This is a genomic window from Nocardia sp. NPDC050406 (assembly GCF_044459025.1).
In the GTDB taxonomy this organism is placed as follows: Bacteria; Actinomycetota; Actinomycetes; order Mycobacteriales; family Mycobacteriaceae; genus Nocardia.
The window spans coordinates 250302-266096 of sequence record NZ_JBITIM010000001.1 but is presented as its reverse complement, the minus strand read 5'-3'; the positions used below and the strand labels follow the sequence as shown (position 1 = coordinate 266096).

General features: G+C 68.2%; 14 protein-coding genes. 1 reads left to right on the top strand and 13 read right to left on the bottom strand.

Annotated elements, in window-relative coordinates:
• Nucleotides 1-83 precede the first annotated feature (83 nt).
• The gene (locus ACIBH2_RS01200; protein WP_397112119.1) at nucleotides 84-1037 is read left to right on the top strand and encodes a 5'-3' exonuclease H3TH domain-containing protein; all 954 of its coding nucleotides are present in this window, start codon (nucleotides 84-86) and stop codon (nucleotides 1035-1037) included.
• 341 nt (nucleotides 1038-1378) lie between these two features.
• Here ACIBH2_RS01200 and ACIBH2_RS01195 read toward each other — a convergent pair whose 3' ends face one another.
• The 13 genes from ACIBH2_RS01195 to dop form a co-directional block, all read right to left on the bottom strand.
• Nucleotides 1379-2113 carry a DUF4333 domain-containing protein gene (locus ACIBH2_RS01195; protein ID WP_397112117.1) on the bottom strand — a complete coding sequence of 245 codons (735 nt, stop codon included), beginning with the start codon at nucleotides 2111-2113 and terminating at the stop codon, nucleotides 1379-1381.
• Nucleotides 2114-2224: 111 nt separating this feature from the next.
• Nucleotides 2225-4921: a DEAD/DEAH box helicase gene (locus tag ACIBH2_RS01190; RefSeq protein WP_397116743.1), complete on the bottom strand. Its 2697-nt coding sequence runs from the start codon at nucleotides 4919-4921 to the stop codon at nucleotides 2225-2227.
• Complete coding sequence (gene tatC / locus ACIBH2_RS01185) at nucleotides 4918-5886, bottom strand: twin-arginine translocase subunit TatC (protein ID WP_397112115.1); 969 nt, start codon at nucleotides 5884-5886, stop codon at nucleotides 4918-4920. Before tatC ends, ACIBH2_RS01190 begins: the two co-directional genes overlap by 4 nt.
• 89 nt (nucleotides 5887-5975) lie before the next feature.
• Entirely contained in the window at nucleotides 5976-6242 is a 267-nt protein-coding gene (gene tatA, locus ACIBH2_RS01180) for a Sec-independent protein translocase subunit TatA (protein WP_397112113.1), read from the bottom strand.
• Nucleotides 6243-6347: 105 nt separating this feature from the next.
• Nucleotides 6348-7382, bottom strand: coding sequence for a 2-dehydropantoate 2-reductase (locus ACIBH2_RS01175; RefSeq protein ID WP_397112111.1), 1035 nt, complete (start codon nucleotides 7380-7382; stop codon nucleotides 6348-6350).
• Nucleotides 7383-7423: 41 nt separating this feature from the next.
• Nucleotides 7424-8401, bottom strand: coding sequence for a helix-turn-helix transcriptional regulator (locus ACIBH2_RS01170; RefSeq protein ID WP_397112109.1), 978 nt, complete (start codon nucleotides 8399-8401; stop codon nucleotides 7424-7426).
• A gap of 67 nt (nucleotides 8402-8468) precedes the next feature.
• Nucleotides 8469-9461 (bottom strand): helix-turn-helix transcriptional regulator, encoded by a 993-nt coding sequence (locus ACIBH2_RS01165; protein WP_397112107.1) that lies wholly within the window; start codon nucleotides 9459-9461, stop codon nucleotides 8469-8471.
• A 253-nt stretch (nucleotides 9462-9714) separates the two neighbouring features.
• Nucleotides 9715-11073, bottom strand: a complete 1359-nt coding sequence (gene pafA / locus ACIBH2_RS01160) for a Pup--protein ligase (RefSeq protein WP_397112105.1) — start codon at nucleotides 11071-11073, stop codon at nucleotides 9715-9717.
• Between the two features lie 482 nt (nucleotides 11074-11555).
• On the bottom strand, nucleotides 11556-12227 hold the full coding sequence (locus ACIBH2_RS01155; RefSeq protein WP_397112103.1) for a hypothetical protein: 672 nt from the start codon (nucleotides 12225-12227) through the stop codon (nucleotides 11556-11558).
• A 60-nt stretch (nucleotides 12228-12287) separates the two neighbouring features.
• Nucleotides 12288-13061: a proteasome subunit alpha gene (gene prcA, locus ACIBH2_RS01150; protein ID WP_397112101.1), complete on the bottom strand. Its 774-nt coding sequence runs from the start codon at nucleotides 13059-13061 to the stop codon at nucleotides 12288-12290.
• Nucleotides 13058-13906 (bottom strand): proteasome subunit beta, encoded by an 849-nt coding sequence (prcB, locus tag ACIBH2_RS01145; RefSeq protein WP_397112099.1) that lies wholly within the window; start codon nucleotides 13904-13906, stop codon nucleotides 13058-13060. The genes prcA and prcB overlap by 4 nt, the downstream gene beginning before the upstream one ends.
• Nucleotides 13903-14097 (bottom strand): ubiquitin-like protein Pup, encoded by a 195-nt coding sequence (locus tag ACIBH2_RS01140; RefSeq protein ID WP_067536347.1) that lies wholly within the window; start codon nucleotides 14095-14097, stop codon nucleotides 13903-13905. The genes prcB and ACIBH2_RS01140 overlap by 4 nt, the downstream gene beginning before the upstream one ends.
• A gap of 184 nt (nucleotides 14098-14281) precedes the next feature.
• A complete protein-coding gene (gene dop, locus ACIBH2_RS01135) occupies nucleotides 14282-15781 on the bottom strand; it encodes a depupylase/deamidase Dop (RefSeq protein WP_397112096.1) in 1500 nt (499 codons plus the stop codon).
• Nucleotides 15782-15795: the final 14 nt, after the last annotated feature.

The window sequence follows — 15795 nt, the reverse complement described above, 5'->3', positions numbered from 1 at the left end:
GCGGGCGGGACACAGCGCGGGGGCGGAAACATCCCCGTCGACCTGTCGTCGACTGTCGGCGGTGGGCGGTAGCGTCTTGGGCCATGAGCTCCCCCGCGCCCGGTCCGCTGTTGCTGCTCGATGGTGCGAGCCTGTGGTTTCGCGCCTTCTACGCCATTCCCGAGAAGATCACCGCGCCCGACGGGCGGCCGGTGAATGCCCTGCGCGGGTTCACGGATATGGTCGCGGCGCTGGTGAAGCAGCATCAGCCGAGCCGTCTCGTGGTGTGCCTGGATCTGGATTGGCGGCCGAGCTTTCGGGTGGACCTGATCCCCTCCTACAAGGCGCACCGGGTCGCGGACGAGGCCGCGCCGGATGTGGAGGAGGTGCCCGACACCCTCACGCCGCAGGTCGACATGATCATGGAGGTGCTCGAGGCCGCCGGGATCGCGACGGCGGGGGCCGAGGGCCTGGAGGCCGACGACGTGATCGGCACCCTCGCCACCCGCGAGCGCGACAGCGAGGTCATCGTCGTCAGCGGTGACCGCGATCTGCTGCAACTGGTGCGCGATCTGCCCACCCCGCCGGTGCGCGTGTTCTACGTCGGTCAGGGCCTGTCCAAGGCGCAGCTCTGGGGTCCCGCCGAGGTGGCCGCCAAATACGGTGTGCCCCAGGAGATCGCGGGTCCGGCCTACGCCGATATGGCCGCGCTCCGCGGCGACGCCTCCGACGGCCTACCCGGCGTCGCGGGAATCGGCGACAAATCCGCCGCCACCCTCATCTCCCGCTTCGGCACCCTCGACGCCCTGCGCGCCGCCGTCGCCGACCCCACCTCCGACCTGGCCAAGGGCGTCCGCGCGAAACTCGCTGCCGCGGAGGACTATCTGAAGGCCGCGGGCCCAGTCGTCCGCGTCGTCCAGAACGCCACCGTCGAATACTCCGGCCCCGACCTACTCCCCACCACCTCGGCCGACCCCGCGCGCCTGGCCGAACTCGCCGTCGCCTACAACGCCGAGAGCCCCGTCAAGCGCCTCGTCAAGGCCCTAACCCGCGCCTGAGCCCAAAACCCCCGTCCGAGAACGTGTTCAGGGGGAACTCATGGCGGCATCGCCCGAGAGAGTCGCGCCACCACTGCCCCCTCATGTACGAGGCGGCGTGCAGGGACCTGAGATCGCCGACGCGTATACCCGTGGGCATGGTTCGCGAGGCGGCCAGGACACATGGTCGGCGCGGGCAATCCCCAGGACGCATGATCGGCGCGAGCGATCCCCAGGACGCATGATCGACGCGAACGGTGATCAGGACGCGGGCGCGGTGGACCGAAGACGGCGAGAGCCGGTTTCGCGCGCTCGTTGTCGCGTGAAACCGGCTCCGCCGGTGCGTATTACCGAGCCGAGGCTCAGCTCGGGCGACCGACCTCGTAGGTGCCGTCGTCCTTGGTGATCTTGATGGTGACCTTCTTGTCCTCGCCACCGACCTTCAGGGTGCAGTCGAAGGTGTTGTCCACCTCGACCTTCTTACCCGAGGGGCAGCTGACGTCCTTGACGTCCTCGATGCCGTAGGAGTCCTTGAGCACCGTCTGGACACCGTTCTGCACGGCCTTGTTGTCCAGCTGATCCTTGGCGGTCAGGAAGAACACGCCGCCGATGATCGCGCCGACCACCACGACGGCGCCGACGACCGCACCGATGATCAGACCGGTCTTCTTCTTGGGCTGCTGCCCACCCGGCTGCGGCCACGGCTGGCTCTGCTGCGGGTTGTTCCAGTCCGACGTCTGCCCGGGCTGACCCTGCTGGGGCCACTGCGGCTGGCTCTGGCCCCACTGCTGCCCACCGGGCTGCTGACCCCAATCCTGCTGGCCGGGTTGACCGGGCTGCCCCGGCTGACCCTGCTGCGGCCACTGCGGCTGGCTCTGCCCCCACTGCTGCCCGCCGGGCTGCTGCGGCTGCTGTCCCCACTGCCCCTGCTGCTGACCACCCCACTGTTGGGTCGGCTCCGCGGGCGGCTGCTGACCACCCCATTGCTGGGCGGGCCCCGCGCCCGGCGCGGGCGTCCCGCCGGTCCACTGCTGAGTCGGGTCGTTGCTGCCCTGCCCTCCGCCCGGGGTGTCGTTCGGTCCGTACGGGCCGCTCATCTGCTTGCCTCCACTCGCGTCGTCCTACTTCACGCTAGCCCCCCGAGTGAGTTCACGCGCGTGATCCCACCACGGTCGGTACATCCAAGAATCAAAGCACAGTCGTTATCACTACGCGGCGTCCACCGCTACGACACCCCGCCGGATGGCGCGCACCGCCTTGGCCGCCGTGCCCGCCACCTCTTCGTCGTCGGCGGTATTGCGGATCTGGTCGAGCAGATCGATGACCTGACGGCACCAGCGCACGAAATCGCCCGCCGAGAGCGGGTTTCCGCGATCCCCCGACGCCAGCAGCGCATCGACGAGGTCATCGCCGCGCGCCCAGGTGTAGACCCCGCTCACGAATCCCATATCGGGTTCGCGGGTGGGCGGCAGCTTGTGCCGGGCCTCGTCGGCCCGCAGCCGCGTCCACACGCCGATGGTGGCCTCCACCGCGCGGCGAATCGGCGCGGTGGGCCCCGTCGCCCCCAAATAGCCGCCCTCCTGGCGGGATTCGTACACCAGCACCGAGACCACGGCCGCCAATTCGGCGGGTCCGAGACCGCGCCACAGCCCCTGCCGCAGACTCTCGGCGACCACGAGGTCGGCTTCGGCGTAGATGCGCGCCAGCCGCCGTCCGTCCGCGGTGATCTCGCCGTCGTCCACGTAACCGCGCTCCTGGAGCAGTCCCACGATGCGGTCGAAGGTGCGCGCCAGGGAGTTGGTGGTGGCGGCCACCTGCTGGCGCATGTTCTCGGTTTCGCGCTGGACACGGTTGTAGCGTTCGCCGATGCGCGCCAACTGTTCTCGGTCGGGCCGGTGGTGCGCCGGATGCGCGCGCAACGCCCGCCGCAGCGATTGCAGCTGTTGGTCGTCGGCGGCGCGGGACTTCTTGCCGACCCGCTGGCGGCCGGGCCGCAGTCCGGTGTCGCGCAGCGCCGACGCCAGATCCCGGCGCACCCGCGCGGTGCGGTGGTCGACGTGGCGCGGCAGCCGCAGTCGCCCGAGCGGTTCGGCCGGAACCGGGAAGTCGGCGGCGGAGACGCGGCCCGCCCATTTGTCCTCGGTGAGGACGAGCGGACGCGGATCGCCCGGGGAGGCATCGGGTTCGAGGATGACCGCCAGCCCGGCGCGCCGACCGGTCGGAATCGCGACCACATCTCCGCGCCGCAGCGTGGTCAGCGAGGAGACTGCGGCCGCTCGCCGGTCGGTGCGGCCCTGGCGCTCGATGTGCCGTTCGCGTTCCCGAATGCGTTCGCGCAGTTCGAAATACTCGAGGAAGTCGTCGTCGCCGAGCTGCGAGCGCAGTTTGCGCAGCGTGGCCTCGTTGCGTTCGATACCGCGCACCAGACCCACGACCGACCGGTCGGCCTGGAACTGCGCGAAGGAGCGCTCCAGCAGCGCCCGCGACTCCGCCGCCCCCATCCGATCGATGAGGTTGATCGACATGTTGTAGCCGGGCCGGAACGAACTGCGCAGCGGATAGGTCCGCGTCGAGGCCAGACCGGCCACCGCGCTGGTGTCCACATCCGGGGTCCACATGACCACCGCGTGGCCCTCGACATCGATGCCGCGTCGTCCGGCGCGCCCGGTGAGCTGCGTGTACTCCCCCGGCGTGAGTTCGGCGTGGGTTTCGCCGTTGAACTTCACCAGGCGCTCCAGCACCACCGTCCGCGCGGGCATATTGATACCCAGAGCCAGTGTCTCCGTGGCGAATACGGCCCGCACCAGACCGCGCACGAACAGTTCCTCGACGGTGTGCCGGAAGGCGGGCAACATCCCCGCGTGGTGCGCCGCGAGCCCGCGCTTGAGCGCCTCGCGCCACTCCCAGTACCCGAGCACCTCGAGATCGGTCTTGGGCAGATCCCCGGTGTGCTTCTCGATGATGGCGTCGACCTCGTCGGCGTCCTCGGGCCGGGCGAGGTTGAGCCGCGAGCGCAGGCATTGGGCCAGCGCCCCATCGCAGCCCGCGCGGCTGAAGATGAACGTGATGGCGGGCAGCAGCCCCTCTTCGTCCAGGCGGGCGAGCAGTTCGGGGCGCGGCAGCGGCCGAAACATGCGGCGGCCGTTGCCGCCGCGCCGCCCCGGCACCGCCCAGCCGTCCATGCGGTCGACGGCTTCCTTGTGCCGGATGTAGCGCACCAGATCCTCGTCGACGAGGACCTTCTGATCACTGGACTTGTTGTCGAAGAGATCGAACATGCGCCGCCCGACCATGACGTGCTGCCACAGCGGCACCGGCCGCGTCTCGTCCACGATGACGGCGGTATCGCCGCGCACGGTCTCCATCCACGCGCCGAACTCCTCGGCATTGGAGACGGTCGCCGACAGCGAGACCAGGCGCACCTCGGGCGGCAGGTGCAGGATGACCTCTTCCCACACCGCGCCCCGGAATCGGTCGGCGAGGTAGTGCACCTCGTCCATCACCACATACGAAAGCCCGTGCAGCGCATCCGATCCCGCGTAGAGCATATTGCGCAGGACCTCGGTGGTCATGACCACGACCGGGGCGTCCGGATTGATGGACTGGTCGCCGGTCAGCAAACCGACCTTGTCGCGGCCGTATCGTGCGGTGAGGTCGGCGAACTTCTGGTTCGACAGCGCCTTGATGGGTGTCGTGTAGAAGCATTTGCCGCCCGAGGCGAGCGCCAGATGCACCGCGAACTCGCCCACCACGGTCTTGCCCGCACCGGTGGGCGCGCACACGAGCACACTGTGCCCGCCCTCGAGAGCCACACAGGAGTCCCGCTGGAACGGATCCAGGGAAAATTTCAGTTCGGCGGTGAATGCCGCCAGTTCGCCAGTGAGCGACCTATCTGCCACTGTCAGAGGGTATCGGAGTAATCCGACACCGATCGTGTGGTTTTCTCCGGCGCGGCGACAGGTTCCGCCGGAGCCACCGGTTCCGGCGCTCCGACCGGGCTGGCATCGTGGGTGAGCGGCGACGCCTCGTCATCGGAGAGATCGGCCCAGTTCTGCGCCGCGCGCGCCTTGCGCTTGTCGTTGATCCGCGCGATCTGCACCGCCAGCTCGAACAGCACGGTCAACGCCAGCGCGAGCGCCAGCATGGAGAACGGATCCTGCGGGGTCACGATGGCCGCGAAGACGAACAGGCCGAAGATCAGCCCGCGCCGCCACTTCACCAGCTTCTCGTAGCTGAGCACACCGATGAAGTTGAGCCCGACCACCAGCAGCGGCGTCTCGAAGCTCACGCCGAAGATGATCAGCAGATTGATGATGAAGCCGAAGTACTCCGAACCGCTCAGCGCCGTGATCTGCACGTTGTCGCCGATGGTCATGAGGAAGCTCAGGGCGTGCGCGACGACCCAGTAGGCCAGCACCGCGCCCGCCATGAACAGCGCCGCACCGGCGGTCACGAACGAGATGGCGTACTTGCGCTCCTTGGCGTACAGGCCGGGGGTGATGAACGCCCACAACTGATACAGCCACGCCGGGCTGGCCAACACCACGCCAGCGGTCAGGCCGACCTTCAAGCGCAACATGAACTGTTCGAACGGACCGGTCGCCAGCAGGCGGCAGGTGCCGTCGGAGGTCAGATCGGCCCGGGCCTCGGGCGGCAGCGAACAGTACGGTCCGCGCAGGATCTCACCGAGGCTCTCGACGCCGAAGAACGAGTGCGAGTACCACAGGAATCCGAACACGGTCGTCACGGCGACGGCGAGAATCGCCTTCAAAAGCCGCGACCGCAGCTCCTGCAGGTGCTCGACCAACGACATGGTGCCGTCGGGGTTCGTTCTACGCCGACTGCGCCGGGGGTCGAACGGAATGCGCATTCTGACTGCCTCGCTGATCGCCAAGCACCGGACCTGGACAAAACTCGCTCCGGGACGAGGACCTCATCCCGGAGTCATGAATGAACCGTCTACGCCTTGTTCAGGTCGGACTTGGCCTGCGCCACCGGGTCGACCGACGGCTGGGCCGCGGGCAGCTCGGGGGCGGCCTTGTCCTGGGTACCGCTCGGCGCGTTCTTGTCCTTGTCGCCGTCGGCGTGCATTTCGTTCATCTCGCTCTTGAAGATGCGCAGCGACCGGCCGAGGCCGCGAGCAGCATCGGGAAGCCGCTTGGCCCCGAACAGAACGAGGAACAACAGCGCAATGATGATCCAATGCGTCGCGCTCAATGAGCCCATCGACTACCTCCAAATACGTGGTCACTTGATGCTACCCGACCGGCATATGCCGAACCATTTGTCAACCCTCGTTCGGCTGCCCGGCCAGCGAAGTTTGCCCGAATGTTACCCGGGGATTCCGCCCGCCGCCCCTCGCGCGGCCTCGCGCAGCTGGGCCAACAGCTCCGGTCCGGACCAGGTGCGACGGTCACCGTTCTCGGCGGCGGTGACGAGATCGATCAGGCGCTGATTCACCGGCGTCGGCATGCCGACCATCGCGCCCAGGCTCACGATTTCACCACACAGCCAAGCGATTTCGGTCTTCCGCCCGGCCGCGAGGTCATCGGCCATGGAGGAGCGGGCCACCGGATCGATGGCGAGCACCGTGCCCGCGACCCGGCGGAATACACCGTCGGGCACGGTCAGCAGGCGGGTCATGGCAGCCGGTGGGAGCACGGTGAGGCGGGCCGGGCGAATCTGGGCGCGGGTCATGGCGTCGAGGGCCTCGCGCTGGGCCAGGGCGAGGCAGCGGCGGTAGTCGCGGTGCGCGAGCTCCTCGCGCAGCGGGCGGCCCGACAGCGCGTTGATCGGATTGTTCAGATTGAGCAGCAGTTTGGCCCACTGCACGGCGAGCAGATCCGGGTAGCGCTCGAAGCCCAGGCCGGAGCGGCGCAACACCGGGGCGAAGCGGTTGAGCACCGGATCGTCGGCGACGGCGATACCGCCCGCGGTGCCGCGATGGAAGCGGCCGCCCTCGTGGTGCACCACATTGAACATCACCATTCCGGCCAAAACCACACAGCTGGGCAGGATTTCGCGCACGACCGCGTCGTTGCCGATACCGTTCTGCAGGCTCAGCACGACGGTGCCTGGTTTCAGCACTCCGGCCAGCTCCGCCGCGGCCGTGGCGGTATCGCCGGATTTCACGCACAGGAGTACGAGGTCAACGTCACCGCCGGGGGTGGTGGCGGTGTGGAAGGTCTCGGGTGCCACCGACTCGTCGTGTCCGTCCAGATCGGTGAGACGCAGGCCCGCGGAACGGATCTCGTCGAGGATGCGGGGTCGGCCCACGAAGGTGACCTCCGCACCCGCGGCGGCGAGCTTGCCGCCGACGTAGACACCGATACTGCCCGCGCCCAACACCATTACGCGAAACGTCAAGCGGGACCGACCTCCTCGCACACGCTGCTCACCGGAGCAATCTATCCGGCGTCCGCGAGGGCGGCGTAGGCGGATAGGGCCGCGCTGGAGCGCTCCCGGACGGCGCTCACCAGTTCCGGTGGGCCCAGGACGGTGACGCCGGAACCGAAGCCGAGCAGCAGGCGCGCCATCCAGTCCAGGGTGGCGAAGCGCATGGTGGCCTCGACGCTGCCGTCCGGGTGGGTGGTGACGCGGTGCATCGGGTACTGGTCGAGGACCCAGGCGAGGTCGGCGTGAATCCGCAAGCGCGCCAAGGGGACCGCGGGATCGTCCACGAACAGGTCCAGACCCGCGGATTCGTCGGTGGCGTCGACCGGCGGGTGGGCGGGCTCGTCGAGTTCGGCGGCCTCCTCGATGCGGTCGAGGCGGAACAGGCGCACGCCCTCGGCCTGGCGACACCAGGCCTGTAGGTAACTGTTGTTGTCCACCAGGACGATGCGAATGGGGTCGACGACGCGTTCGGAGACCACATCGCGGCTGGCGGAGTAGTAGACCAGGCGCAGCGCGCGGCCGCGGGCCAGGGCGGAGCGCACCGTGGCGACGGCGGGCGCTTCCACCGGTGCGGCGGCGCGAATCTCGGCGGCCCGGCCGGAGATGGCGGACTCGATCTTGGCGATGGCGGAGTGTGCGGCGCTGGGATCGACCATGCCCGGCAGGTCGGCGATGGAGCGCAGCGCGACGAGCAGGGCGGTGGCCTCGGTGGAGGTCAGGCGCAGCGGGCGGTCGATACCGGCGGAGAAGGTGACCTCGATGCTCTCCTCGGAGAACGACAGGTCGATGAGATCACCCGGGCCGTACCCCGGAAGACCGCACATCCACAGCTGATTGAGGTCGCTCATCAGCTGTTTGGTGGTCACGCCCAGCTCGACCGCCGCCTCGGCGGCGCTGATTCCCGGATTGGCCAGGAAGTACGGGACCATGTTCAGCAGACGCGAAAGCCGCACCGACAGACGGCTTCCGGTGCCACCCTTGACGCTCACGCTGTGCCCTCTCCGGCGTTCCCTGGGCCTGCGTGGTTACGCAAGCTTCCTCCTCCGGCCCTGACGCTCACGCCGAGACCTCCGTCTGTTCCAGCACCGACCGCAGACGGCCGATCACATTGTCGCGCAACTCTTCCGGCGCGATCACCAAGGCGTCGGGGCCGAGGCCGGTGAGCAGGCGGGCCAGCCAGTCGCGGGACCGGATAGGCACCTCGACCACCGATCCGGGGCGGCCGCCGATCTCGCGGTCCTCCATGGTCGCGCCGAGGCGGCGGATCTCCTGCCCGCGATCCTTGGCCACCCACACCGTCGCCGAACCGGTGATCGGCAGCTGGCTGGTCACCGTGGCGACAATGGCGCGCAGATCCACGTCCTCGGGCTTGTGCACGGCGTTGACCGGGCCGTAGGGCGTCACCTGGTCGCCGATGCGGGAGATGCGGAAGGTGCGCATGGCGTCACGGTCGTTGTCGTGGCCGACCAGGTACCAGCGGCCGTGATGGGTCACCACACCCCACGGCTGCACATCGCGTTCGGTGTACTCGTCGCCGTGCGTGCGGTGCGGGAAGCGCACGGCCTGTCCGGCGTCGATGGCGGCCAGCAGTTTGCCCAGCACCGGTTCGGAACCTCGGGTGCGGGCCGGGACGGCGGGCACCGTGGCGACCCCGTTCTCCGGTTCCACATGTACCCCGGCCGCGCGCAGCTTCAACAGCGCGCCCTCGACCGCATTGGCCAGCTCGGGCGATTCCCACAGCTGCACCGCGACCGCGACCGCGGCCGCTTCGGCACTGGTCAGGTCGATATCGGGCAGGGAGTAGGCGTCCGGGTTGATGCGGTAGCCCTCCACACTCGAGAATCGACCGACCGGGCCGATCTCGAGAGGAATGCCCAGATCGCGCAGCTCGTTCTTGTCCCGCTCGAACATGCGGCTGAACGCCTCATCGCTCGCGGAGTCCTCGTAACCCGCGACGCTGTCCCGAATCCGCTCGGCGGTCAGGAACTGTCGCGTGGAAAGCAGCGCGATAACCAGATTCATCAACCGCTCGACCTTGGATATCGCCACCCGATAGAGAGTAATGCGCCCCGCCGACGCGCGTAGCACGACCCGGCGGTGTCTGATCGCCCTCCGCTTCGCTCCGGGCGGGTTCGCGGCGCTGGAAGTCTCGGTGACCGTGTGGGCATGGCCCCGGCCGCGGGACAAGCCGCGGCCAGACGGGCCCATCTCCGACCGTGCCGCTCCTCGGCCGTAGTGCCTGGTCCGGCGACGACGAAGGCCGGGTTCCTCGGAGAACCCGGCCTCGCGTCTTGCGTCGTCGCTACATCGAGGCGATGAGCCGGTCCACGCGTTCGTCGACGGAGCGGAACGGGTCCTTGCACAGGACCGTGCGCTGGGCCTGGTCGTTGAGCTTCAGGTGCACCCAGTCCACCGTGAAGTCACGACCGGCCTCCTGCGCGGCGGTGATGAAATCGCCGCGCAGTTTGGCGCGGGTGGTCTGCGGCGGTGTGGTGACCGCGGCGTCGACCGCCTCGTCCTCGGTGATGCGCTTGGCCAGACCCTTGCGCTGGAGCAGGTCGAAGACGCCGCGTCCGCGCTTGATGTCGTGGTAGGCCAGATCCAGCTGGGCGATCTTGGGGTCGGACAGCTCCATGCTGTAGCGGTCCTGGTAGCGCTGGAACAGCTTGCGCTTGATGACCCAGTCGATCTCGGTGTCCACCTTGGCGAAGTCCTGCGCCTCGACGGCGTCGAGGGTGCGGCCCCACAGGTCCACCACCGCGTCGACCTGCGGATCGCGGTCGCGATTGCGCAGATGCTCGACGGCGCGGGCGTAGTACTCGCGCTGGATGTCGAGCGCAGACGCCTGCCGACCGCCCGCCAGCCGCACCGGCCGCCGACCGGTCAGATCGTGGCTGACCTCGCGAATGGCGCGAATCGGGTTGTCCAGGGCGAAGTCTCGGAAGGAGACGCCCGCCTCGATCATCTCCAGCACCAGCGACGCCGTGCCCACCTTCAGCATGGTGGTCGGCTCGGCCATATTGGAGTCGCCCACGATCACATGCAGCCGCCGGTACTTCTCGGCGTCGGCGTGCGGTTCGTCGCGGGTGTTGATGATCGGCCGCGACCGCGTGGTCGCCGAAGAGACGCCCTCCCAGATGTGCTCGGCGCGCTGCGACAGGCAGAAGGTGGCCGCCTTCGGCGTCTGCAGCACCTTGCCCGCCCCGCAGATGAGCTGGCGGGTCACCAGGAACGGCAGCAGCACGTCCGAGATCCGCGAGAACTCGCCCGCACGCACCACGAGGAAGTTCTCGTGGCAGCCGTAGGAGTTGCCCGCCGAGTCGGTGTTGTTCTTGAACAGGTAGATGTCCCCGCCGATCCCCTCCTCGGCCAGGCGCTGCTCGGCGTCGATGAGCAGGTCTTCGAGGACCCGCTCCCCCGCCCGGTCGTGGGTGACCAGCTGCACCAGACTGTCGCATTCGGCCGTCGCGTACTCCGGATGGGAACCGACGTCAAGGTAGAGTCGGGCACCGTTGCGGAGGAACACGTTCGAGCTACGGCCCCAGGAAACCACCCGGCGAAACAGATACCGGGCCACCTCGTCAGGACTCAACCGACGGTGACCGTGGAACGTGCACGTCACCCCGAATTCGGTCTCGATCCCCATGATTCGTCGCTGCACACTATCGACATTACAGCCAGATTCAGCCCGAAAAGGGCGCTGTCGCAAAGCCGATGCAAACGGCTTCACAACGATTTAGCAGTGGATGCAACGACGCGCATGCTGTGACCTGCGCGCTCGTGCCGCCTTTTCAGCTGCCGAAATACCGCATTCGGTGACTGGACGCCGGATGCGGGCGGCGCGGCCGCGTCGAGGCCGGTTCCGGGAATCAGTCGGGCCACGTGTCATCGGGCGAGGACTGTCGCCCTGGACAGATAGCTATTACCGTACTTCTCCCCGGAACGTCCGAGGATATTGCGTGCGGCGTTCACGCCCGCTCGGAGTTTCCGTCCGCAAAAGCGGCATTCGAACGGCTTTCGGGAAGTCCGGTATCTCCCGCACGGGCCTGATGCACGACCGACTTCCGCTGCCGCCGCGACGAATACGGCCAGCGCGCGCGAATCTCACTGTCGCGCCGCCGCGTTCGTGGGGCGCTGCCGCAATCATGATGGCGGAGCGACGAGCTGCGTCACCCGCATCTCACGGGTGTCGAACTCCGCCGTGATTTCCCGGCCACGCGCATCGACGATGACGATCGTGTTGTTTGCCGCGAAGGACACCCGCTGTGGACAGCGCTGCCCCTCCGGCGCTGTCCACACCTTGGTCTGCCTGCTGAACAATCCGCCGCGCTCGCGCAGGCGCACGGCGCAGAGGGTGTCGACAGCATCGCTCACGTGGAGCGTGACGGCCTCGTGGCGGCCGTCCGAGCTGGCCTCGACGGCCACGGTCTGCCCATCGTCGGAGCCGAGGGCCGCCCACGCCATTGTCACGACGACGAGGGGTATCACCGCCAGCGCCAGCACGGCGGCGGGCGCCAGCCAAGCCCAGGCGCGCCGCCAACCCAGCCTCGGCGCGAGGACGATCAGCGCCGCGAACCCGAGAACACACACGGGCAGCGCCCACACGGCGACGTCCCGCAACCGATAGAAGCGGTCCGCCCACGCGATCGCGGGTACCGCCGCGATCGCCGTCACCGCCAGCGCCGCGACCGCGAACAGCCAGGCGATCCGCCCTCGACGCGACCGGTCCGTGGCATGCCGGTTCCCACTCGGCGCGGCAATCGCCGCGCCGATCCTCCACTGTGTCAACGCCTCGGCCCATCTCGTGCGGTCCACTTGACGATGCCGGGCCGCGAACCTGGTGGTTCGCGGCCCGGCATCAGGTTTCGTCCGGTTTCAGGCGTTGGACGGATCGCCCGAGCCGGGCTTGTCCGGCTCGTCCGAGGACTTCGCGGTGGCGGCCTGGCCGGTGATGAGTTGCGACAGGGTCGAGCTCTGGATACGGCGGAAGGCGCGGCGGGGGCGGGCTTGCTCCAGGGTCGCGACTTCCAGGGAGGAGACGCCGAGGACCTTCTTGTCCTTCTCGGCCTCGGGGGCTCCCTTTTGCAGGGCCTGCAGCGCGACACCGAGTGCCGAATGCAGGTCCAGCCCAGGCTGATACGTCGATTTGAGGGCGGTGACGATGGGTTCGGTATTTCCGCCCATCACCACGTACTCCCGCTCGTCGACGATGGATCCGTCGAAGTTGATCCGGTACAGCACCGCGTCGGGATCCTGTTCCGGATAGCCGACCTCGCCGATGCAGATCTCCACCTCGAACGGCTTGAGCTGATCGGTGAAGATCGAGCCGAGCGAGGAGGCGTACATATTCGCCAGCGCACGGCCGGTGACATCGCGCCGGTCGTACTGGTAGCCGCGCAGATCGGCCTGCAGGATGCCGCCGCGGCGCAGATTCTCGAACTCGTTGTACTTGCCGACCGCGGCGAATCCGACCCGGTCGTAGAGCTCACTCACCTTGTGCAGCGTCGCCGAGGGGTTCTCGGCCACGAACAGCACGCCCTTGTCGTACACCAACACCACGACACTGCGGCCGCGGGCGATACCTTTGCGCGCAAGTTCGGTCTTGTCGCGCATGATCTGTTCGGCCGACGCGTAGTACGGCAGTGTCATGCTTCGCCGCTCCCTTCAGCGGCCGCCGCGCCCCGTTCGGCGACGATCGTCCGCGTAATGCTCGCCAGCCGTTCCTCGGTCACCTCGACCGAGCCCTCGGCGTCGATGGTGATGGCCGTGGGGTAGATGCCCCGCATGGTGTCCGGTCCGCCGGTGGCGGTGTCGTCGTCGGCCGCGTCGAAGAGCGATTCGACCGCGATCCGCAGCGCCCGATCCTGATCTAGGCCGCGGGTGTAGGTCTTCTTCAGCGACGACTTGGCGAACAGCGAACCCGAGCCCACGGCGGTGTAGCCGAAACGCTCCTCGCTGCGCCCGCCGACCACGTCGTAGGACACGATGCGGCCCGCTTTGTCGGCGTCCAGCTGCGACGGGTCGTAGCCCACCAGCAACGGGACCACCGCCAGCCCCTGTAGCGCCGCGGGCAGATTGTCCCGCACCATCTTCGACAGCTTGTTGGACTTGCCGTCGAAGGTGAGCGGTACGCCCTCGATCTTCTCGTAGTACTCCAGCTCCACCGCGAACAGGCGGATCATCTCGATCGCCATCCCCGCGGTGCCCGCGATACCGGCCGCCGAGTAGGTGTCGGTGATGTACACCTTCTCGATGTCGCGGCTGGCCAGCAGGTTGCCCTGGGTGGCCCGCCGGTCACCGGCGATCAGCACACCGCCGCGGTAGGAGACCGCGACGATGGTGGTGCCGTGCGGCGCGATATCCGACGGCACCTGGGCACCGTCGGATCCGAACTTGTTGGCGGGCAACAGTTCCGGCGCGTTGACTCGGAGATATTCGGAGAAGGAGGAGAGGGCGTACCCCGTGTGGAGACGCAAGGGGTCACCTGGTGTCACTGGCCGCCCTTCTGAACGTAGGCGCGCACGAAGTCTTCCGCGTTCTCCTCGAGGACATCGTCGATCTCGTCGAGCAGGTCGTCGGTTTCCTCCGCCAACTTCTCGCGGCGTTCCTGTCCCGCGGCGCCGTCGCCGACGGGGCCCTCGTCCTCGTCGCCGCCACCGGCGCGCTTGGTCTGCTCTTGTGCCATAGCAGCCGACCTCCTCTGTCCTGATCATCGGCGAGAACGGACATTCGAACCCGAACTCGTCCCACAACACTACCCAGCGGAGGGGACATCATGCGGGATTCGCCCGCAATGTGCCCCTGCCGCAACACCCGTGCAATACGGCCGCACGCCCGGTGACAGCGCTCGACGCGCGGCGAGAATTCCCTCAGTGGGTGAGCTGGTCCACCAGTTCGGCGGCCGTGTGCACCCCGTCGAGCAGTTTGCCCACATGGGTTTTGGTGCCTCGGCGCGGCTCCAGGGTGGGAATGCGCACCAGCGAGTCACCGCCGAGATCGAAGATGACCGAATCCCAGCTGGCGGCGGCGATATCGGCCCCGAAGCGGCGCAGACACTCGCCGCGGAAGTAGGCGCGGGTATCGGTGGGCGGATTGGTCATCGCGTCCACGACCTGCTGTTCGGTGACCAGGCGTCGCATGGAGCCGCGCGCCACCAGGCGGTTGTAGAGCCCCTTGTCCAGGCGTACGTCCGAGTACTGCAGGTCCATGAGATGCAGTTTGGGCGCGGCCCAGCCGAGGCCCTCGCGATTGCGCATCCCTTCCAGCAGACGGAGTTTCGCGGTCCAGTCGAGCAGATCGGCGGTCTCCATGGGGTCGCGCTCGAGCAGATCGAGCACGTGCGCCCACTTCTCGATGACGTCCTTGGCGCGCGGGTCGTCGTTGCCGATGCGGTCGTTGTACTTCTCCACGCGATCGAGGTAAAGCCGTTGCAGCGCAAGGCCGGTCAGCTCGCGGCCGTCGGCGAGCGCGACGGTGGCGCGCAGCGTGGGGTCGTGGCTGATGGTGTGTACGGCGGTGACCGGTCGGGCCAGTTGCAGATCCGAGAGGTCCTCGCCCGCTTCGATGAGGTCGAGCACCAGCGCGGTGGTGCCGACCTTGAGGTAGGTGGACCATTCCGACAGGTTGGCATCGCCGATGATGACGTGCAGGCGGCGGTACTTGTCGGCGTCGGCGTGCGGTTCGTCGCGGGTGTTGATGATGCCGCGCTTGAGCGTGGTCTCCAGCCCGACCTCGACCTCGATGTAGTCCGAGCGCTGCGAGAGCTGGAAGCCGGGCTGGTCACCGGATTGCCCGATGCCGACGCGCCCGGAACCGGTCACCACCTGGCGGGAGACGAAGAACGGCGTGAGCCCGAGAATGATCTGGTTGAAGGGGGTGTCGCGGCTCATGAGGTAGTTCTCATGGGTGCCGTAGGACGCGCCCTTGTTGTCGATATTGTTCTTGTACAGCTGCATCCGGGGCGCGCCCGGCACGCTGGAGGCGTGGCGCGCGGCGGCCTCCATGACCCGCTCCCCGGCCTTGTCCCAGATGACCGCGTCCAGGGGGTCGGTGACCTCCGGGGCGGAGTACTCGGGGTGGGCGTGGTCCACGTAGAGCCGGGCGCCGTTGGTGAGGATCATATTGGCCGCGCCCACCTCGTCGGCGTCGATGACCGGCGCGGGACCGTTGAGCCTGCCCAGGTCGAAGCCGCGAGCATCGCGCAACGGCGATTCCACCTCGTAGTCCCAGCGCGTGCGCTTGGCGCGCGGCACGCCCTCGGCCGCGGCATAGGCGAGCACCGCCTGGGTGGACGTGAGAATCGGGTTGGCCGACGGCTCCGTAGGCGTGGAAATGCCGTACTCGACCTCGATTCCGATAATGCGCTGCATGTGTCCGAGCCTAG

Bases quoted from the DNA above. Each gene is read 5' to 3' on its own strand.
- ACIBH2_RS01200 (WP_397112119.1), top strand. From the start codon at position 84: ATGAGCTCCCCCGCGCCCGGTCCGCTGTTGCTGCTCGATGGTGCGAGC.
- ACIBH2_RS01195 (WP_397112117.1), bottom strand. From the start codon at position 2,113: ATGAGCGGCCCGTACGGACCGAACGACACCCCGGGCGGAGGGCAGGGC.
- tatC (WP_397112115.1), bottom strand. From the start codon at position 5,886: ATGCGCATTCCGTTCGACCCCCGGCGCAGTCGGCGTAGAACGAACCCC.
- tatA (WP_397112113.1), bottom strand. From the start codon at position 6,242: ATGGGCTCATTGAGCGCGACGCATTGGATCATCATTGCGCTGTTGTTC.
- prcA (WP_397112101.1), bottom strand. From the start codon at position 13,061: ATGACACTGCCGTACTACGCGTCGGCCGAACAGATCATGCGCGACAAG.
- ACIBH2_RS01140 (WP_067536347.1), bottom strand. From the start codon at position 14,097: ATGGCACAAGAGCAGACCAAGCGCGCCGGTGGCGGCGACGAGGACGAG.
- dop (WP_397112096.1), bottom strand. From the start codon at position 15,781: ATGCAGCGCATTATCGGAATCGAGGTCGAGTACGGCATTTCCACGCCT.